This is a genomic window from Siculibacillus lacustris, from assembly GCF_004328075.1.
GTDB classification, from domain to species: Bacteria; Pseudomonadota; Alphaproteobacteria; order Rhizobiales; family Ancalomicrobiaceae; genus Siculibacillus; species Siculibacillus lacustris.
On the sequence record NZ_SJFN01000016.1, the window covers coordinates 18,310 to 37,790 of the forward strand.

General features: G+C 68.7%; 16 protein-coding genes. 9 read left to right on the forward strand and 7 right to left on the reverse strand.

All coding sequences use genetic code 11. The features are described 5' to 3' along the window. Position 1 precedes the first annotated feature (1 nt). Complete coding sequence (pip, locus tag EYW49_RS11880; RefSeq protein WP_206365456.1) at positions 2 to 958, reverse strand: prolyl aminopeptidase; 957 nt, start codon at positions 956 to 958, stop codon at positions 2 to 4. 417 nt (positions 959 to 1,375) lie between these two features. Between pip and EYW49_RS23445 the strand changes: the two genes are divergently transcribed. After that, complete coding sequence (locus EYW49_RS23445) at positions 1,376 to 2,044, forward strand: response regulator transcription factor (protein WP_228259588.1); 669 nt, start codon at positions 1,376 to 1,378, stop codon at positions 2,042 to 2,044. A 105-nt stretch (positions 2,045 to 2,149) separates the two neighbouring features. Here the strand turns inward: EYW49_RS23445 and EYW49_RS11890 are convergent, their stop codons facing one another. Then, on the reverse strand, positions 2,150 to 5,677 hold the full coding sequence (locus tag EYW49_RS11890; RefSeq protein ID WP_131309800.1) for a hybrid sensor histidine kinase/response regulator: 3,528 nt from the start codon (positions 5,675 to 5,677) through the stop codon (positions 2,150 to 2,152). Positions 5,678 to 5,912: 235 nt separating this feature from the next. Here EYW49_RS11890 and EYW49_RS11895 point away from each other — a divergent pair, with 235 nt between their 5' ends. The 5 genes from EYW49_RS11895 (at position 5,913) to EYW49_RS11915 (ending at position 10,579) form a co-directional block, all read left to right on the forward strand. After that, positions 5,913 to 7,097, forward strand: coding sequence for a pyridoxal phosphate-dependent aminotransferase (locus EYW49_RS11895; protein ID WP_131309801.1), 1,185 nt, complete (start codon positions 5,913 to 5,915; stop codon positions 7,095 to 7,097). A 126-nt stretch (positions 7,098 to 7,223) separates the two neighbouring features. After that, positions 7,224 to 8,366, forward strand: a complete 1,143-nt coding sequence (locus EYW49_RS11900) for a two-component system sensor histidine kinase NtrB (protein WP_228259589.1) — start codon at positions 7,224 to 7,226, stop codon at positions 8,364 to 8,366. 49 nt (positions 8,367 to 8,415) lie between these two features. Continuing rightward, the gene (locus EYW49_RS11905; RefSeq protein WP_228259590.1) at positions 8,416 to 9,054 is read left to right on the forward strand and encodes a response regulator transcription factor; all 639 of its coding nucleotides are present in this window, start codon (positions 8,416 to 8,418) and stop codon (positions 9,052 to 9,054) included. A 166-nt stretch (positions 9,055 to 9,220) separates the two neighbouring features. Then, positions 9,221 to 9,610 (forward strand): response regulator, encoded by a 390-nt coding sequence (locus EYW49_RS11910; protein ID WP_228259591.1) that lies wholly within the window; start codon positions 9,221 to 9,223, stop codon positions 9,608 to 9,610. Between the two features lie 258 nt (positions 9,611 to 9,868). Beyond that, the gene (locus tag EYW49_RS11915) at positions 9,869 to 10,579 is read left to right on the forward strand and encodes a helix-turn-helix domain-containing protein (protein WP_131309804.1); all 711 of its coding nucleotides are present in this window, start codon (positions 9,869 to 9,871) and stop codon (positions 10,577 to 10,579) included. A 298-nt stretch (positions 10,580 to 10,877) separates the two neighbouring features. Here EYW49_RS11915 and EYW49_RS11920 read toward each other — a convergent pair whose 3' ends face one another. The 5 genes from EYW49_RS11920 to EYW49_RS11940 all read right to left on the reverse strand — a co-directional run bounded on the left by EYW49_RS11920 (position 10,878) and on the right by EYW49_RS11940 (position 15,515). Further along, positions 10,878 to 11,822 (reverse strand): DUF6282 family protein, encoded by a 945-nt coding sequence (locus EYW49_RS11920; RefSeq protein ID WP_131309805.1) that lies wholly within the window; start codon positions 11,820 to 11,822, stop codon positions 10,878 to 10,880. Positions 11,823 to 11,864: 42 nt separating this feature from the next. Next, positions 11,865 to 12,512: an NAD(P)H-dependent oxidoreductase gene (locus tag EYW49_RS11925; protein WP_165498222.1), complete on the reverse strand. Its 648-nt coding sequence runs from the start codon at positions 12,510 to 12,512 to the stop codon at positions 11,865 to 11,867. A gap of 345 nt (positions 12,513 to 12,857) precedes the next feature. Then, entirely contained in the window at positions 12,858 to 13,799 is a 942-nt protein-coding gene (locus EYW49_RS11930; RefSeq protein WP_131309807.1) for a DUF6282 family protein, read from the reverse strand. A 38-nt stretch (positions 13,800 to 13,837) separates the two neighbouring features. Continuing rightward, complete coding sequence (locus EYW49_RS11935) at positions 13,838 to 14,686, reverse strand: hypothetical protein (protein WP_131309808.1); 849 nt, start codon at positions 14,684 to 14,686, stop codon at positions 13,838 to 13,840. 82 nt (positions 14,687 to 14,768) lie between these two features. Continuing rightward, positions 14,769 to 15,515 carry an HpcH/HpaI aldolase family protein gene (locus EYW49_RS11940; protein ID WP_206365455.1) on the reverse strand — a complete coding sequence of 249 codons (747 nt, stop codon included), beginning with the start codon at positions 15,513 to 15,515 and terminating at the stop codon, positions 14,769 to 14,771. A 740-nt stretch (positions 15,516 to 16,255) separates the two neighbouring features. Here EYW49_RS11940 and EYW49_RS11945 point away from each other — a divergent pair. The 3 genes from EYW49_RS11945 (at position 16,256) to ybaK (ending at position 19,447) form a co-directional block, all read left to right on the forward strand. Beyond that, positions 16,256 to 17,608 (forward strand): MFS transporter, encoded by a 1,353-nt coding sequence (locus EYW49_RS11945; RefSeq protein ID WP_131309809.1) that lies wholly within the window; start codon positions 16,256 to 16,258, stop codon positions 17,606 to 17,608. Positions 17,609 to 17,799: 191 nt separating this feature from the next. Beyond that, positions 17,800 to 18,696, forward strand: coding sequence for an IclR family transcriptional regulator (locus tag EYW49_RS11950; RefSeq protein WP_131309810.1), 897 nt, complete (start codon positions 17,800 to 17,802; stop codon positions 18,694 to 18,696). A gap of 274 nt (positions 18,697 to 18,970) precedes the next feature. Beyond that, on the forward strand, positions 18,971 to 19,447 hold the full coding sequence (gene ybaK / locus EYW49_RS11955; protein WP_210215685.1) for a Cys-tRNA(Pro) deacylase: 477 nt from the start codon (positions 18,971 to 18,973) through the stop codon (positions 19,445 to 19,447). The last annotated feature ends 34 nt before the right edge of the window (positions 19,448 to 19,481 follow it).

Sequence of the window (19,481 nt, forward strand, 5' to 3'; positions counted from 1 at the left end):
ATCACGCCGGGCGATGCTTGAACCGCTCGGTCGCCTCGACCAGGCGGTGGACGATGCCCGGTTCGGTGATGGTGTGGCCGGCGTCGTCGACGATGTGGAAATCCGCCTCCGGCCACATCCGCGACAGATCCCAGCCTATGAACAGCGGTGTGCACATGTCGTAGCGGCCGTGGACGATCACTCCGGGAATGTCCTTCAGGCGGGTCGCGTCGCGGATCAGCTGGTCGTCGGCGTCGAAGAAGCCGCGGTTCATGAAGAAGTGGCATTCGATCCGCGCGAAGGCGAGGGCGAATCGGTCGGCGCCGAACGAGGCGACCCGCGCCGGATCGGGCAGCAGCGACAGCGTCGCCCCTTCCCAGGTCGCCCAGCGCCGCGCCGCTTCGAGCCGCACCGCCTCGTCGGGCCCGGTCAGGCGGCGGTGATAGGCCGAGATCAGGTCGTCGCGCTCGGCTTCCGGAATGAAATCGCGATAGGCGGCGAACAGGTCGGGGAAGATCAGGCTCGCCCCCTCCTGATAGAACCACAGCAGCTCCTTGCGCCGCAGCGTGAAGATCCCGCGCAGGATCAGCTCGCTGACCTTGTCGGGATGGGTCTCGGCATAGGCCAGCGCCAGCGTCGAGCCCCAGGACCCGCCGTAGACCTGCCAGCGCTCGATGCCGAGATGGACCCTGAGCCGCTCGATGTCGGCGACCAGATCCCAGGTGGTGTTCTCGGCGAGTTCGGCGTGCGGTGTCGAGGCGCCGCAGCCGCGCTGATCGAACAGAACGATGCGGTAGGCGGCGGGGTCGTGCAGCCGGCGCATCGTCTCGGTGATGCCGCCGCCGGGACCGCCGTGCAGGCACACCACCGGCTTGCCGGCCGGATTGCCGCACTCTTCCCAATGGAGCTCGTGCAGCTCGGACACCTTCAGACGACCGACGGTATGGGGGACGATCTCGGGAAACAGGCTGTGGCGCAGGTCGGACAAGGCGATCTCCGGGCGGCGAGGGGAGGGGAGGCGCCGCCGAGCGGGTCGGCGGCGGCGGGCAACCACGATACAGGCGCGGCGCCGCGACGGAACCCCTCCCGGCGCGCATCCGAATCCCGCCGATGGAATTCCGAATTTCTTGCGAATGAGCGGGAAAATTGCACGGAAAACGAAACAATACGTAAGGTGAGCAGCTTATTCGGGTGCACTGCACCTCTGGAGCCTTGCGCCGCGCTGCTCGGGGATCGATACTTCATACAGGGTGTGCGACGGGAGGTCGCCGAGACGGCGGAGCCGCGCTTCGTCGCCTCGATCGGAAACGGTCACCTCGGAGGTCGTGGCGTCGCGCACGAGCGGGCGCCGCGGATCCGAGCCGACCGCAGGCCGAGGTTGCAAGGGGGAACGGGATTGGCGAACAATCCGGGCTATCGGTTCGTGATCGCGGACGACCATCCGCTGTTTCGCGGCGCGTTGCGCCAGACTCTCGAGGGCATGTTCGACGGTGTGGTGATCGCCGAAGCGGGGTCGCTGGAGGCGGTCTCGAAGATCCTCGAAGAGGCCGAGGACGTCGATTTGGTGCTCCTCGATCTCAACATGCCGGGGGTCCGCGGCTATTCGGGCCTGATGTATCTGCGCGCCCAGTATCCGACCGTACCGGTCGTCGTGGTCTCCGCCAACGAAGACCCCGGCACCATCCGGCGCTGCATGGAATTCGGCGCCGCCGGTTTCGTACCGAAGTCGCTCGGCACCGATTCGATCCGCGAGGCCTTGTCGACGGTGATGGCCGGCGACGTCTGGACCCCGGCCGACGTCGACATCTCCTCGATGCCCGTCGACGAGACCGGCAAGCTGGTGCAGCGCCTGTCGACGCTGACGCCACAGCAGGTCCGCGTGCTGATGATGCTGTCGGAAGGCCTGCTCAACAAGCAGATCGCCTACGAGCTCGGCGTTTCGGAAGCCACCGTCAAGGCCCACGTCTCGGCGATCCTGCAGAAGCTCGGCGTCGAGAGCCGCACCCAGGCGGTGATCGCCGCCTCCAAGATCGAAGCCGGCCACTGGCAGTCGATCGGCAGCTGAGCGGCCCTTATCCCTACGAACCGAGCCGCCGCCTGCGAGGTGCGGCGGCTTCGTCATGCGCGGGGCATGCCCGGCCGCGGAGGTCGACGCCGAAGGGCGCGCCCCTCACTCCGCCGCCGCCGCCTTGGCCGCCCGGCATTGCGCCAGCACCGCCCGCAGCGCCGCCGGCTTGACCGGCTTGTTCAGCACCGAGATCGACTTCTCCGCCGCCGCTTCGCGCACCTGCGGGGATCGGTCGGCGGTGATCAGCGCCGCCTGCAGTTCGCTGCCGAAGCGCCAGCGCAGCTGCACCACCGCGTCGATGCCGTTGCCGTCGTCGAGATGGTAGTCGACGAACAGCAGATCGACGCCGTGGCCGCGCTCCTTGACCCGCTGCGACAGGATCGCCGAGGCCTCCTTCTGGTCGTGCGCCTTGACCACTTCGGCGCCCCAGCCGACCAGCAGCGCCTCCATGCCGTCGAGGATCTTCTCCTCGTTGTCGAGGCACAGCACGCTCATCCCGTCGAAGCGCGCCGCCGACAGGCGCGGCTGGCCTTCGACGGTGGCGGTCTCGGGGATCGGCGCGGCGGTCGGCACGTCGACCCAGAAGTGCGAGCCCTGATGCGGCGCCGACTTGACGCCGATCGGATGCGACAGCACCCGGCCGATGCGCTCGACGATCGACAATCCGAGGCCGAGGCCGCGGGCGATCTTGGCGCCCTGGTCGAGGCGTTGGAACTCCAGGAAGATGATCTTCTGCTTGGATTCCGGGATGCCCAGCCCGGTGTCGAGCACGTCGACGGTGAGCCGCCCGCGCTTGCGCCGGCACCCCACCACCACCCGGCCGTGCTGGGTGTATTTGATGGCGTTGGACACCAGATTCTGCACCAGCCGGCGCAGCAGGCGGCGGTCGGAACGCACCCACAGGCTCGACGGCAGCACCCGGAAGTCGAGGCCGCGGTCGCGGGCGATCGGCTCGAACTCGAGCTTCAGCTGCTTCAGGATCTCGTCGATGCGGAACACCCCGAATTCCGGCTTGAGCGCGCCGGTGTCGAGGCGGCTGATGTCGAGCAGCGCCCCGAGGATCTCCTCGACCGCGTCGAGCGACTGGTCGATGTTGACCGCATGAGTGGCGAGCGGCCCGCCCTCGGTCTTCTCGACCAGCGAGGTGGCGTAGAGCCGGGCGGCGTTGAGCGGCTGCAGGATGTCGTGGCCGGCGGCGGCGAGGAACTTGGTCTTGCCGATGTTGGCCTCGTCGGCCTCGGCCTTGGCCCGCGACAATTCGCTGTTCAGCCGGGTCAGTTCCTCGGTGCGCTCGCGCACCCGCCGCTCCAGGGTCTCGTTGGCGCGCGCCAGCGCTTCGGCGCTCGCGACCCGTTCGGTGATGTCGGTCCAGGTGGTGACGATGCCGCCGTCGGGCATCGGCGAGGTCCGGACTTCGATCACCGCGTCGGTCGAGGCGAGGCGCTCGTGGTAGGTCTCCATCCGCCGCACCAGCCGGTCGAGGCGGTCGCGGATGATCCGCTCGGGATTGCCCGAGCCGAATTCGCCGCGCTCGGCGCGGTCGCGCACGATCGCCTGCAGCGACACCCCGACCTGGGCGAACTCCGGGCCGAGATCGAGGATCTGGCGGAACTGGCGGTTCCAGCAGATCAGCCCGAGCTCGCGGTCGAACACCGAGATGCCCTGTCCGACCTGATCGAGGGCGATCTGCAGCAGATCGCGATTGTACTGGATCGCCGCCGAGGCGTCGTCGAGCAGCTTGATCGCCGCCTTGGTCGATGGGTCGCGGCGCTTGACCAGCAGCGACAGGACCAGCCTCGACGAGGCCGCGCCGATCGCCGAGGCGAGCAACTGTTCGGCGAAACGCAGGAGATGCAGATCGGCCTGACGGTCGCCGACCAGCGGCAGGGTGTGGGTGCGGCCGAAATCGGCGAAGGCGCGGTTGGTGCGATCCTCGCCGAGATAGCGCGCCACCGTCGAGATCAGGTCGTCGACCGTCACCGCGGTGCGCCAGCGCCTGAGCGCCGGCGTCGGGGTGAATTCCGACGGCACGAAGACGTTGGCCTGCAGCCGCTCGATCGGTTCCGGCGCCCGGGTCATCGACACCGACACGAACACCACGACGTTGGCGAGCAGGCTCCAGAACACCCCGTGCGCCAGCGGATCGAAGGCCAGCGAGAACAGCGCCTGCGGCCTGAGCACCCACAGGCCGAAGGGCCCGTGCAGCAGCAGCGACGACGAGCCGTAACCGGCTTCCACGAAGGTCGGCAGGGCCAGCGTGTAGCACCACACCGCGAAGCCGGCGAGAATCCCGGCGATCGCCCCGCGCGCCGTGCCGCGCCGCCAGAACAGCGCGCCGAAGAACGCCGGCGCGAACTGGGCGATCGCCGCGAAGGCCAGGAGCCCGATGTCGGCCAGCGCCGAGGCGTCGGCCACCGCCCGGTGATAGGCATAGGCCAGCATCAGGATGACCAGGATAGCGATGCGCCGCGCCATCAGCAGTTGGCGCACCATGTTGGGCTCTTCCTCGCCGTCGCGCCCCGCGCGCCGCACCAGGATCGGCGCCACCACCTCGTTGCAGACCATCACCGCCAGCGCCACCGAGGCGACGATCACCATCGCGGTCGCCGACGAAAGCCCGCCGATGAAGGCGGTCACCGTGATCAGGTCGGCGCCGGCGTCGAGCGGTAGGCGCAGGACATAGGTGTCGGCGTCGATCGCCGTGCCGTAACGCACCATGCCGGCCATCGCCAGCGGCACCACGAACAGGTTGATCGCCACCAGATAGGCCGGGAACAGCCAGCGCGCGACGCCGATCTCGGTCGCCGTGCGGTTCTCCACCACCGCCACGTGGAACATCCGCGGCAGCAAGAGCACCGCGAAGAACGACAGGAGCGACATCACGATCCAGTTGCCGCCCGACAGGCCGCGGGTGAACATCGGCGCGCTGATCGGATTGGCCTCGACCGCCGCGTAGAGGTCGGACGGGCCGTCGAACAGCACGAACAGCACATAGAGGCCGACCGCCGACAGGGTCACCAGCTTGACCACCGACTCGGTCGCCACCGCCAGCATCAGGCCGGTCTGGTGCTCGGTGGCGTCGATCTGGCGGGTGCCGAACAGGCAGGCGAAGGCGGCCATCGACATCGCCACGGTCAGCGGCACGTCGGGGTGGAACGGCGCCGGGCCGATGCCGAAATCGAGATGGGCGACCAGCGTCGACACCGATTGCGACACCGCCTTCAGCTGCAGGGCGATGTAGGGGACGATGCCGACGAAGGCGATCAACGTCACCACCGCGGCGAGCGGCTGGCTCTTGCCGTAGCGCGCCGCGATGAAGTCGGCGATCGAGGTGATTCGCTCGGACTTGGCGAGCTTGACCACCCGTCGGAAGATCGGGAAACCGATCGTGAACAGCACGATCGGTCCGACGTAGATGGTCAGGAAGTCGAAGCCCTTGGTGGCGGCGAGACCGACCGAGCCGAAGAAGGTCCAGGAGGTGCAATAGACGCCGAGCGTCAGCGCATAGATCAGCGGTCGTCCGGAGACCGACGACCAGCGTTCCGCGTTGCGGTCACCGTAATGGGCGACCGCGAACAACATACCGATGTAGACGAGGGCGATCGCCAGGACCAACCAGCCTTGGAGCATCGATCGGCGGCCTTCTCCCCTTCGAATGAAAATCGTGCCGCCGCGGCGCCTCGGCGCCATCGGACCGCGGCTCAATCGAGCACATGTGGAAGATCCTGTCCATCGGCGCCGCCGGGCCGGGCCGGGCGCCCCCGCGAAGGTTGCGGAGCGCGGGCGGTCATGGGACAAGGCCGGATCGCCGCACGGGCGGGGGCCTGCCGCCTCGCCCGTCGCGTTCGCCCACGAGGAAGCCGTCATGTCCGATCTCCGCGCCGGCCTGCGCCCCGAGGCGCTCGCCGCCCCGCCGTCCGGTATCGTCGAGGTGATGAACTACGGCCGCGATCGCGCCGGCCTGATCCCGCTGTGGGCCGGCGAGGGCGATCTCGCCACGCCGCGCTTCGTCTGCGACGCCGCCACCCGCTCGCTCGCCGCCGGCGAGACCTTCTACACCTGGCAGCGCGGCATCCCCGATCTGCGCGCCGCCCTCGCCCGCAACGCCGAACGGCTCTACGGCCGGCCGGCCGCCCCCGAGCGCTTCTTCGTCACCGGTTCGGGCATGCAGGCGATCCAGATCGCCGCCACCGCCCTGGTCGGGGCCGGCGACGAGGTGCTGGTGCCGACCCCGTCCTGGCCCAACGTGCCGGCGGCGATCGCCCTGCGCGGCGCCCGCGTCGTCGAGATCCCGATGACCTTCGCGCCGAGCGGCTGGACCCTCGATCTCGACCGCCTCGCCGCGGCGGTCGGCCCGACCACCCGGGCGATCTTCCTCAACACCCCGTGCAATCCCACCGGCTGGACCGCCACCCGCGAGGAACTGGCGGCGATCCTGGCGATCGCCCGCCGTTCGGGCCTGTGGATCGTCGCCGACGAGGTCTACGGCCGCTTCGTCTTCGACGGCAGCCCCCGCGCCCCGTCGTTCCACGACGTCGCCGAACCCGACGACCGCATCGTCTGGGTCGACACCTTCTCCAAGAACTGGGCGATGACCGGCTGGCGGGTCGGCTGGATCGAGGCGCCGCCCGAACTCGGCGACGTGATCGAGAACCTCGTGCAGTATTCGACCTCCGGCGTCGCGGTGTTCCTGCAGCGCGGGGCGGTCGCCGCCCTCGACCACGGCGAGGGCTTCCTCGCCCACCAGCTCGCCCGCATCGGCGAGAGCCGGCGCCTGCTGATCGCCGCGCTCGGGGCCGAACCGCGGGTCCGCTTCGCCGAGCCGGGCGGCGGATTCTACCTGTTCTTCGCCGTCGACGGGGAACCCGACACCGCGCGCCTCGGCCTGCGGCTGGTCGACGAGGCCAACGTCGGGCTGGCCCCGGGGACCGCCTTCGGCACCGCCGGCGCCGGCTTCCTGCGCCTGTGCTTCGCCCGCAGTCCCGACAGTATCGCCGAGGCCGCCGCCCGGATCGTCGCCTGGCTCGCAGAACCGTCGCGAGTCCCTTGAGTTTCGGTAGAATTCCCGTCATGGAATAGGTAGATCTCCGGTGATCCGATGCAGCGGTGCGCCGGGGTTCCGAACGCCGCCTCGCGGTCCGGGACCGGATCTGCCGGGATTGAGGAGAGATCGCTCGTGACATCGCAGCCGCCGACCGTTTCCGAGGCGCGCCTCCTCAGTGTCCTCGATACCGCGGTGGACGGCATCATCGTGATCGACGAACGCGGCCGCATGTTGATCTTCAACAAGGCCTGCGAGGATCTGTTCGGCTATCCCGTGGCCGAGATGGTCGGTCGCAATGTGCGCGAGTTGATGCCGCCGGAATTCTCGGTCGACCACGATTCCTACCTGGCGAATTATCTCGCCACCGGCGAGCGGCGGATCATCGGCATCGGCCGCGAGGTGCGTGGCCGCCACGCCGACGGCACGGTGTTCCCGATCGAGCTGTCGGTCGGCGAGGCCCGCACCCCCGACGGCCGCCAGTTCATCGGCATCATCCGCGATCTGCGCCAGCGCAAGGCAGTCGAGCAGCGCCTCAACCAGCTCCAGGCGCAACTGGTCCAGATGGCCCGGGTCAACGCCATGGACGAGATGGGCGCGGCCATCGCCCACGAATTGAACCAACCGCTGACCGCGGTGATGCTCTATCTGCAGGCCTTGAAGCGCAAGCTGACCCGCGACGGCGACGAGACCGGCCCCGATCCGGCGATCCTGGAGATTCTGTCCAAGGCCAGCCGCGAGGCCGAACGCGCCTCCTCGATCATCCAGCGCATGCGTCATTTCGTCGAGAAGCGCGAACCCGACCGTCAGGCCGTCGATCTCGGCAAGCTGATCGACGAGGCTCTGGAACTGACCCTGCTCGGCAACGACGGCGCCGGCGTCGAAGTGGTCCGCGACGAGGCGATCGATCTGCCGCGGATCGAGGTCGACCCGGTCCAGATCCAGCAGATCCTCATCAACCTGATCCGCAACGCCATCGAGGCGGTGCGCACCCGGCAGGAGCGGTGGATCCGCATCGCGGTGCGCGTCGGCGAGGGCCGTCTGTCGGTGGAGGTCGAAGACAGCGGCGCCGGCATTCCCAAAGAGACGGTGCGCTCGCTGTTCAAGGCCTTCGCCACGTCGAAGAAGTCGGGACTCGGGCTCGGGCTTGCGATTTCGCGCTCGATCGCTCAGAACCACGGCGGAGATCTTCTGGTCGAACCCGGCGGGGAAGGACGCGGCGCCACCTTCGTGTTGTCGCTGCCCTTGACCCCGGCGGCGTCCGGTAAGGCGGGATGAAACGATCGGAGGGAGCGCCCCGGCTCCATCCGACCAATCGAGGTGAACGATGATGGTGGTGCGTACCCAGAAGGCCGACCAGGCGATCTACATCGTGGACGACGACCCGGCGGTTCGCGACGCGCTGTCGGTGGTGTTCGAACTCGAGGGCTATTCGGTCTCCGGCTTCGAGACCGGCGACGCCTTCCTCGATGCGGTCAAGACGCGCCAGCCGGCCTGCGTCTTCCTCGACGTCCACATGCCCGGGCGCTCGGGGCTCGAGATCCTCAAGGCCCTCAACGCCGATCATTATCCGGCGCCGATCTTCATCATCTCCGGCCAGGGTGACATCCCGATGGCGGTGACGGCGATCAAGTACGGCGCCTTCGACTTCATCGAGAAGCCCTTCGACGCCGAGCAGATCATCCGCCGCGTCCAGGAGGCGCTCGACGCCCAGGCCCGGCGCGGCACCGACGAGCACAAGGCCGGCGCGGTCACCCACGACTTCCCCGGCCGCGAGCTGCTGACCCCGCGCGAGATCGAAGTCCTCGGACAGATCACCGCCGGAGCTTCCAACAAGGAAGCCGGACGTCATCTCGGGATCTCGCCGCGCACCATCGAAGTCCATCGCGCCCGCATCATGGAGAAGCTCGGGGCGCGCAATGCCGCCGATCTGGTGCGGATCGTATTGACCGGCGAGCACGGCTGATCTCTACGCCGGAACGTCTGTGATGACGTCCTGGTGATCGCTCCTCGGGAAGACTACGGATGCCATTCCCCGGCGTTTCGCGGCACACTCTATGCTGCTGCAACCTGCCGAGAGTATTCCGATGTCATCTCCCGCGCCCGGGGCGCCTTTTGCGCCTGTGGGTTACGTGCACGTTCTCGAGGACGACCCGGGGGTCGCGGACAGCCTGCGCTTCGTTCTTCAGGCGCATGGGCTCGACGTGGTGCTGCATCCGGACGCCGAGAGCTTCTTCGAAGCCTCGCCGCCGGGCGCCGCCGACGCGGTGATCGTCGACCTCGGCCTGCCGGGAATCGGCGGCGCGCAGGTGATCCGCTGGCTCGCCCGGCTGAGCCCGATGCCGCGCATCGTCGCCATCACCGGTCAGACCCAGAAGGCCATCGACGGGGAACTGCGCGATCTGCCGCCGGTGCAGCTCCTGCGCAAGCCGCTCTCCGCCGAAGCGCTGACCGCCCTGCTCGAGACGGTCGAAGGCGTTCCGCCCCCCGTGGCGGCGCCTGAAATTTGTGCAATCGCTTAATCCATTCGACGTAAGTATGCGAACGGGATTGTGAAGCCGGCAAGGTGTTTCTAGCTTCGATCCTCGATGGGAGACCTCCCCGTCGCCCTCCTCGGTCGCCGGAATGACGGGCCGGCAGACGAAATCGGGAAGGGGCGAACGGGTCCGGAGGATCTCCCGACGGCCACGAAAGACGTGGACCGCATCCGCGCTCGGCACGCGGACGACCGACGCACGACGTGCGGCGGGTGGGCCGAGGACGGCGAGGAGGAGGACATCATGGCCTACACGGATCGCGGCTGGGGCAATGCCGGCGCCCTCGCCAAGGGGGCACCCCTGGAGGCCGACGACGGTTGGCAGGATTTCGCCCGCTCGCAACGGGTCAAGACCCAGCGGCTCGCCGGTCACGACGCCATCTTCTACGAGGGCGACCCGGCCGAACGGGTCTACGAGCTGCTCGAAGGCGCGGTGATGCTGTTCAAGCTGCTGCCCGACGGCCGGCGTCAGCTGGTCGAGATCGTCGGCCCGGATTCGCTGTTCGGGGTGGTCGCCGGCAAGGCCTTCGACTGCAACGCCGAGACCCTGACGCCCTGCGTGGTGCGCATCCTCGATCGCCGTGAGCTCGAGAATTCCGCCGAGTTCCAGGGCCACGTGTCGCGCTGCCTGCGCCGCCAGATCGAGCGCCTGCACGACCACGCGGTGCTGCTCGGCCGCAAGTCGGCCTTCGAGCGGGTCGCCACCTTCCTGATGCGTTTCGTGCCCGACCGCGGCGTCGCCGATTGCGCCGGCCCGCGCGGCGACAAGGACGAGCAGGTGGTCGAACTGACCATGACCCGCCAGGAGATCGCCGATTTCCTCGGTCTGACCATCGAGACGGTCAGCCGGGTGATCTCGGATCTGAAGCGCCGCGGTCTGATCGCCATCGAGAAGCAGGACCGCATCCGCATCACCGACGTCTGCGGCGTCTGCCACCTCACCGGTACGCGCTGAGGCGGCCGCGCCCGAGGGCGGCGCGCGTCCCGTCGCTCGGGCGCGATGGTGGGGCACGCTTCCCGGGCGAGAGCAATCCGACGAACGCCGTTTCCCTCCCCCGCGCGGTCGAGCATCGCGGCCGGCCGGCCGTGAGCTTTCGTCCGCCGGCACCGGCGCGACCCTCGCAGGCCGCGCGTCGGCCTGCGGCCTCGACTCGGTCATCCGAGATCCGGACGGTCCGCTGCGGCCCGACCGCAGGCAATGAACCGCGATCGGGTTTGCGTCCCTCGGTAGGGGGCGCGGCCTCCGTCGACGGTCAGGCCGCGGTCGCGGCAGCCACGTCGGCCTCGAGGCCGAAGGCGCGGGCGGCGTTCAGCGACACCATCTTGCGAATCTGGGCGTCGTCGTAACCGAGTTCGAGGCACAGCTTCACGCCCCGCCGGAAGCCTTCGAGCGGGCTGAAGACGCCGACCTGTCCGAGGTCGGAGCACAGGATGGTCTGATCGGGGCCGGCGGCCTCGATCTGGTCGCGCAGGTCCTCGGTGGAGCGCGTCTTGAACTTCGACCCCTCGAGGAACATGCACAGCGAGTGCTCTGCGAAGACGCCCTGCGCGGCGAGGTCGCGTACGTCGCCGAGCGTCGCTTCGACGATGTCCTCCGGATGGGTCAGGATCAGCGCCCGAACGCCGCGGCGGCGCGCCTCTTCGAACACCAACAGGGTCTCGGAGATGTGGAGATGGCCGCTCTCCAGGGCGAGTCCCGTGCGGGCGACCGCGTCGAGGATCTCCTTGGTCGCGTCGTTGACCCGGCCGGCGCCGTCGAGCACCGGCACGGCCGACGCGGCGCGGATCTTCTGCGTCGAGGCGGGATGAACCCAACCCGACGTCTTCTCCCACTTCAGATGATGCGCCGCGGCCAGCGTCGGCATGAACACCACCTTGCCGCCCATGGCGGCGGTGTGCTCGACGGCATAGGGGTTGAGACCCCCGACGACGTTGTTGAGGGCAATCCCCGAGTAGACCTTGGTCTTCAGCTCGGGGAAGTTCGCGGCGATCAATGCGGCGGTCATGACGCCGGCATAGTCGTGATCCTTGGTGATCACCGCGGCGAAACCGGCCGCCGACATCTGCCGCGCCAACGCCAGATGATCGAGCGCGCGCGCCGCGATCGATGGTCCGGAATGGACGTGGGGATCGATCGCGCCGACGAGCAGACGATCGACGTGGGCCTCGAGTTCTTCGGTGTCATGGGCCATGGACATGGGATCTTCCTCGGGTTTTCGGGAACGGACCGGGCCGCGGGGTCAGGCCGCCGCGACGATGTCGGAGAGGCGTTGCGCCCAGGCGGCGAGCATCGCGGCGCGGGCGCCGTCGTCGACGCGCGGCGCCGCATAGGCGACGAACGGGTCGAGGACCTTCATGCCGAGATATTCGAGCGCCAGACGCTGGACCGGCCACAGCACCTTCTCGATCGGGCCGTAGGCGTCGCCCTCGGAGAAGCGCTTGGGGGTCCCGCCGGTGGTGAGCGCGCAGACGGCGGTCTTGCCCGCCAACAGGCCGCTCTCGAACCGCGTACCGTCGCGATAGGCGAAGCCGAAGGCGAGGACGCGGTCGAACCACCCCTTGAGGATCGCCGGCGGCGCCCCCCACCAGATCGGGAAATGCAGGACGAGGAGATCGGCCGCGGCGAGCCGCCGTTGCTCGCGGAGGATCTCGGGCGCGAAGCCGTTCTCGGCCGCCGCCAGCGCCTGTTCGCTCTGGTAGTGGAAGCGCTCGGGATCGGCGACGGTGGTGAAGTCACCCCGGCCACCGACCGGGTCGAACCCTTCGGCGTAGAGGTCGGAGACCGCGACGACGTGGCCGGCGGCACCGGCGGTGGCCACGGTGGTGTCCTTGAGCGCCGCCGTGAAGGAGCGGGGTTCGGGATGGGCATGGACGACGAGGAGGTTCATCGCGGTCTTTCGTCGAGGTGGGTCGGCCGATCCAGGGCGTCGGGGGGCGCGCATCCGAACGCCCGGGAGACCCATCGGCCGAGGGATTGAGTGAGCGGAACGCCGTGACGACGGACGGCGGCCCTGAGCTGTTCGGCGGCTCCCGCGTCGGGGATCGCCATGCGCGTCACACGATCTGCGACGACGATGTCGACGCCGAGGGACTCGCCCCGCCCGAAGGCGACACAACCGGTCGCCCGGGCGAGGACGGCGTCGAGGGCGGTCGGATCCCATCCGCGCAGCTTCGGTTCGGCGTCCGGTAGGAGATGCTATCCGTCCATCTCGGACCCTCCGGGCCGCAGCCGCTCAGGGCAGATCGAGACCGATCAGCGCCCGCGCGTTGGTCGAGATCATCTTGCGGATGTCGGCGTCCGAACAGCCGATGGTCAGGCAGGTCGAGATCACCGAGCGGAAGCCGTCGGCGATGGTCGGGTTGCCCTTCTGGCCGAGATCCGAGCCGAGGATGGTGCGATCGACGCCGGCGGCTTCGATCAGCTCCTTCAGGAACTCGGTGGTGTAGAAGCAGAACTTCGATTCCGGCACCCACATGCACATCGAGTGTTCGACATAGACGCCCATTTCGGCGAGCCGGCGCACGTCCGGAAGGGTCGCGTCGACGACGAAGGTCGGGTGGTTGCACAGGAGGCGTTTGACGCCGCGCGCCTTGGCCTCCTCGAACAGCGGCCAGATCTCCGAGATGTGGAGATGTCCGGAGGAGAGAACGATGTCGGCCTCGGCGATCAGGTCGAGGATCGGCCCGACCTCGGGGCGCAGCTTCCCGGCCTCGTCGACCACGGTCAGCGGCGTCGGATGGAGCATCTTCTTGGCGGTCTGCGGGAACTTCTTCTCGAACGCCTCCTGCTCCTTCTTGTGGTGGTCGATGTGATTCTTCGACGAGAAGGTCGGCATCCACACCAGCCGGGCGCCGAGCTTGATGCCGTGTTCGACCGCATAGATGTTGAGGCCGCCGGTGGTGTTGTTGAGCGGCACACCGGAGAGCAGGGTCACGCCGAGATGGCCGAAGTGCTTGTTGAGCATCTCGGTGATCGGCGTTGCCGAATAATAGTGATCCTTGAGCAGCAGCGCGGCGATCCCGGCGTCGGCCGCCTCGTGCATGGCTTCGATGTGGTCGCAATAGCGCGGCATCACCGAAGGGCCGGAATGGCAGTGGAGGTCGACGGCGCCCTTCAGGAGGTCCTCGATATGGGCGGGGTCATGGGCGGTGGCGACGGGAGCGACGGTGGTCATGGGGGTCCTTTCGCGAGCGCGGAGGGCGGCCGGGCCGCTCAGGCGGCGGTCGACGGCATCGGATAGTCGGCGGCGTTGCGGACCACGCCCTGCTGGGCGAAATCGAAGCGCGGCGGTGCGAAGACGTCGACGAGACGTCCCATCCGGCCGGTCGAACGGCTGGTGTGGACGATGGTCGGCGGGATCACGGTGAGCGACGGGCTGCCGATGGCGGCATGGAGATCGTCGCGCCAGTCGTCGAGATCCGGGGTCCAGGGCGTGCGCAGGTGGTGCAGCCAGTCGCTCTCGAGCGCCAGCGAACCCTGTTCGAAATCGCCGTGGGAATGGGGGCTGAGTTTGTGGACGTCGCGCGGCTCGAGCCACGGCACCAACGGATTGACCATCAGGTTGCGGGTCTGGAAGACGCGCAGGAACGAGCCCGGGGTGACGTGTTCGGCGAGCCGATAGGCGCGCAGCCGATAGCCGCCGACCGGTTCCGGCCAACTCGTCAGCGGCGCGACCAGCGGCGCGCCGTCGGCATAGTCGGCGGCGTTGGCGGCCTTCGCCAGGATGTCCGCGGCTTCGCCGGAAAACACCCGCACGAGACGGCCGGCCGAGAGCACCTCGATGCGGCTGGCGCCGGGCGGCACGATCACCAGCATGTCGGGCTCGACCTCGACCGTCTCGCCGCCGGCGACGATGCGCAGCGAGAGATCGTTGCTGAGGACGACGTATTCGTCCGGGTTGGCGGCGCGTTCGAGCACCGCGCCGGCCGCGACCTGCGAGACGGCGGTGGCGAAATTGGCGCCGCGGCCGATCCAGGTGGCGACGCCCGGGCCGGTCTCCACCGGCGGCGTGTCGTAGAAGGCGAGGAGCGCGGGGGCGAGCGGGCGGGATGTCTTCGACATGTCGAACTCCGTGGACGGAAAATTGGTGGGTCGCGCGCCCCGATCGCGCCGCGCCGATCGGCCGGCGGAGGGCGCGAGCGTCTCAGGCGAGCGGCGGGCAGACGGCGTCGGCGGCCTGTCGCAGCAGGGTCTGGTCGGAGGAGACGACGAACCAGTCGACCCCGAGGGCGGCGTAGCGGTCGCGTTCGGCGGCCGAGCCGATGAACATGCCGACGGTCTTGCCGGCGGCGCGGCCGATCTCGAACACCCGCGCCGCCGCGGCGGTGACCCGCGGATCCTGCGGGTTCTCCAGCCCCATCGACAACGACAGGTCGGCATAACCGACGAACAATCCGTCGACGCCGTCGACCGCGGCGATCGCGGCGGCGTTCTCGACCGCCTCGGCACTCTCGATCTGGCACATCAGGAAGGCGGTCTCGCCGGCGTCGAGCGCCTTCGCCATCGGCTTCGTGCCGTAGCCGGCGAAGCGCGGGCTGCCGGAGAAGCCGCGCCGACCGCCGCGATGGCGGGTCATCGCGACGATGTCGCGGGCCTGTTCGGCGGTGTCGACGTGCGGCACCAGGAGGCCGGCGACGCCGAGATCGAGGGTGGTGAGCACCACCGCCGCGGTCGGCTCGGGAATGCGGACGAACAGCGGCAGGCCGACGGCGACGCTCGCGATGGTCATGGTGTCGAGGGTGAGCCGATCGAAGGGGGCGTGTTCGGCGTCGATCACCGCGAAGTCGAGGCGGCTCAGGCCGAGAATCTCGATCACCTGGGCCGATGCGGTCTTCACGAAGGTTCCGGTCTTGATTCCGCCCTTGGTCAGGCGGGGCAACGTCATGGGCATCGTCGTTTCCTCGGGTCTTCGAGTTGCGTCAGGAGGGTTCGGGCGGGAGCTCCCGTCGTGAACCGTCTGTCTGTCGTCTCGAAATACGATATTTAATTCCGAATTGCGATATACGTTAGATCTCGGACCCGGCCTCGTCAACCGGCTCGGCGGCGGTTTTCACCGCCGCACCCGGAGGCCTCGGTTGGAACCGGCGGACGGATTCGATCCCGGTCGGTCAGATTGTCGCAGGCAGAGGGCGCGATCGCCGCGCATCGGTCGGCCCGGCGGGGCGGTCGGCCGGGACGATCGACGCCGCCGTCCCTGCGGTCGGCCGCTACGCGGGTCCCCGCGCCCGCGAGGGGCGGGGCCTCGGTCGGCGACGTCGTCACCGCCGCAGGTCGATCGCCGTGGTCCGCGGATGGGGGGCGAATCCGTCGGAAGCCCGGCTTGACGAATTTCGAAAATGCGGCATACCGTATCTCAAGTCGATAAAACGTCTCGTATCTCGATACAAAATGAACCCGAGGGACGGCGACCCGAACGGCTTGCGAGCCCCTGATCGCTTGCCGGCGCCCTCGTTCGGCGCCGCCGGGCCCGTCCCGATCGGTTCGGGGCGGCCGCTCCGGCGACGACGAGACACCTCTCGACGACCACGAACCGCGACGAAGCTCGCGGCGGGCCGTCGGGCGCGATACTGTCCGCGGGTGCGCCGCCGGTGCTCCGCCCAACAACGAACAACGACAATGGAGGACGCACCGATGGTCTTTCTACCGCGATCGAACTTCTCGGAATCCCAGGAGACGGAATGGCGCGTCTACAACAAGATCGCCATGCGGCTGTTGCCCTTCCTCCTGATTCTCTACGTCATTTCCTTCCTCGACCGGGTCAACGTCGGTTTCGCCAAGCTGCAGATGTCGGTCGACATCGGCCTCGGCGACGCCGCCTTCGGCTTCGGCGCCGGTGTCTTCTTTCTCGGCTACTGTGTCTGTGAGATCCCCAGCAATCTCGCCCTGCAACGTTTCGGCGCCAAGATCTGGATCGCCCGTATCATGGTGGTCTGGGGCCTGGTCTCCGCCGGCCTGATGTTCGTCACCAGCGAGACCCAGTTCTACGTCCTGCGCTTCCTGCTCGGCATTTCCGAGGCCGGCTTCTATCCGGGCATCATTCTGTTCCTGACCTATTGGTTCCCGGCGCGCCTGCGCTCGCAGATCTGCGCGATCTTCTTCCTCGGCATCGCCTTTTCCGGCGTCATCGGCGGTCCGCTGTCGGGCTGGATCATGCAGACCTTCTCGGGCGCCTATGGGCTGCACGGTTGGCAGTGGCTGTTCCTGCTCGAAGGCATCCCGGCGGTCGTCGGCGGCGTGATCTCGTTCTTCTACCTCGAGGACGGGCCGGCGAAGGCGAAGTGGCTCGACGCCTCGGAACGCGCTCTGGTCGTCGACGCCCTGGTCGCGGAAGAGGCCGGCAAGCGGGCGGCCGGCTACGGCCATCGCTTCATCGACGCGCTGCGGGACGCCAACGTCTGGCTGCTGGCGATCACCAACTTCTCGCTGCTCGGCGGGACCTACGGCCTGTCGTTCTGGCTGCCGCAGATCGTCAAGGATCTCGGCGTCAACAACCTGCTGTTCAACGGCCTCCTCACCGCCATCCCCTTCACCTGCGCCAGCATTGCCATGATCGTCGTCGGCAAGCACTCCGACCGCCACGGCGAGCGCAAGTGGCACACCGCGATCTGCGCCTTCGTCGGCGCCGGCGGTCTGGTGCTCAGCGGCCTGTTCGGCTTCAATCCCTACATCTCGCTGTTCGGCCTGTCGGTCGCGGTGTCGGGAGCGCTGGCCGGTCTCGCCGTGATGTGGGCGCTGCCCGGCACGATCCTCGGGGGCGCCGCGGCCGCCGCCGGCATCGCTCTGATGGCGACCATCGGCAATCTCGGCGGCTACACCATGCCGTTCATCCTCGGGTGGGTGAAGCAATTGACCCATCAGGTCGAATTCGGCCTCTACGCGATGGCCGCGATGATGGTGATCGGTGGTCTGGTGATGTTGGTGATCCCCAAGCTCAACCAGTCCCGCCGCGCCGAGCCGACCTTCGCCCCGGTCGTCTCGCGGTGACCCACCCCAGGCCCGCCACCCCCCGGGGCGGCGGGCCTGCGCCCGTTCGGGTCGCGGCGGTGGCGATCCGATCGCGTTTGCCTTAGGTTCGCCCTTCGACGCGACGGCGTGAAAATGCGGCCCCGTCCACGGGCGCCCACCGATCCCTCGGCGTCGGCCGGCCGGGTCGGATGTGATTGGTAGAGTGGGCGATGATCAGCGACGATTTCTCGAAGCCGGCCGGCGGGCCGAACGGCAAGGACGCGGCCGGCGGTCACGAAGACCTGTCCGTCCAGTCCGTCGGCACCTCGTTCCGCATCCTCGACGAACTGTCGGCGGCCGGTCGACCGCTCCGCCTCACCGAGATCGCCAACGCGATGCACGAGACGAAGGCGAAGATCCACCGTCATCTGACGACGCTGCGCCAACTCGGCGTGATCGAACAGGACGGCGGCACGGAGCGGTACCGGCTCGGCTGGAAGCTCGTCCAACTCGGCGAATCGGTCGCCGAGCAGTTCAATCTGCGCGAGATCGCCGCACCCTATCTGACCGCGATCCGCGACGAGACGCGGGAGACCGCGCTGCTCGCCGTGCCGATCGGTTGGGAGACCCAGGTCGTCAGCGTCGCCGAGAACATCTACGCGCGCGTCTACGTGTCGATTCGGCCGGGCAATCGGCCGGTGCCCCATGCCGCCGCCCAGGGCCGGGTCGTGCTGGCCTTCTCGTCGCCCGATCTCGTCGATCGCGCCCTGGCGCGCGACCTCGTCCGGTTGACGCCCAAGACGATCGTCGATCGCGACGAGTTGCGGGCGCGCTTCGAGCTCATCCGCGAGCGGCTCTGGGACACCGCCGAATCCGAGATCATCGACGGGGTGAACACCCTGTCGGTACCGATCCTGCGCGACGGCGACCAGCTCGCCGGGGTCTTCTCGATCGTCGGGCTGAGCAGTTCGATTCCGGCCGAGCCCGACCCGCGCCATCTGGCGATCCTCCATCGCCATGCGCGCACCATGTCGGAATCGCTCAAGGGCACCGTCTACGACCACCTGCCCCCCGACACTTCCCCCGATCTCGCCCGGCGGCGCGGCCGGCCTCGGTCGACGATCTGAGCCGAGGTCGAAACGCCACGGCGATCCGGTGGGCGGTCACCGACCGTCCGCCCCGAAACGCCGCGGGTCGATCGCCATCGAATGACGGCCCCGCAACCGCATCACCGCCGTTGGCCGGCCGACCGGCATGCGCCGAAGCGGTGAGGTGCGCGTCCATTCGAGTTGGACGATCGCGCCGCGCGCGGCTGAGAGTGCGCGGCGTCACCGACCGACTTGCCCGAGTGGCCGGCCGGTCCTAGGTTCGCGCCGCGACGTTCGTTCCCGGAGCCGAACCTTGGCCGCCACCCCCGCCACGACCTTCCTGAAATCGAAGAAGATCGCCTTCGATCTCCTCGACTATGCCCATGATCCGCGCGCGGAGGCCTATGGCCTGGAGGCCGCGGACAAGCTCGGGCTCGATCCCGCCACGGTGTTCAAGACGCTGGTGGTCTGCGACGGCGCCAAGGCCCATGCGCTCGCCCTGGTGCCGGTCGCCCGCAAGCTCGGCCTGCCGGCGGCGGCCCGGGCGTTGGGGTGGAAACGCGCCGAGATGGGCGACAAGGCCGACGCCCAACGCCTGACCGGCTATGTCCTCGGCGGCATCTCGCCCTTCGGCACCAAACGGCCGTTGCCGGTGGTCGCCGACGAGGCCCTCACGGCGGTCGCGCGGGTCCATGTCTCCGGCGGTCGCCGTGGCCTGGAGATCGCCATCGCGCCCGCCGATCTGGTGGCGACGCTCGGCGCGATCGTCGCCCCGATCGCGGTGGATTGAGGAGAGATCGAATCGGAGCCGGCCCGTGGCGCGG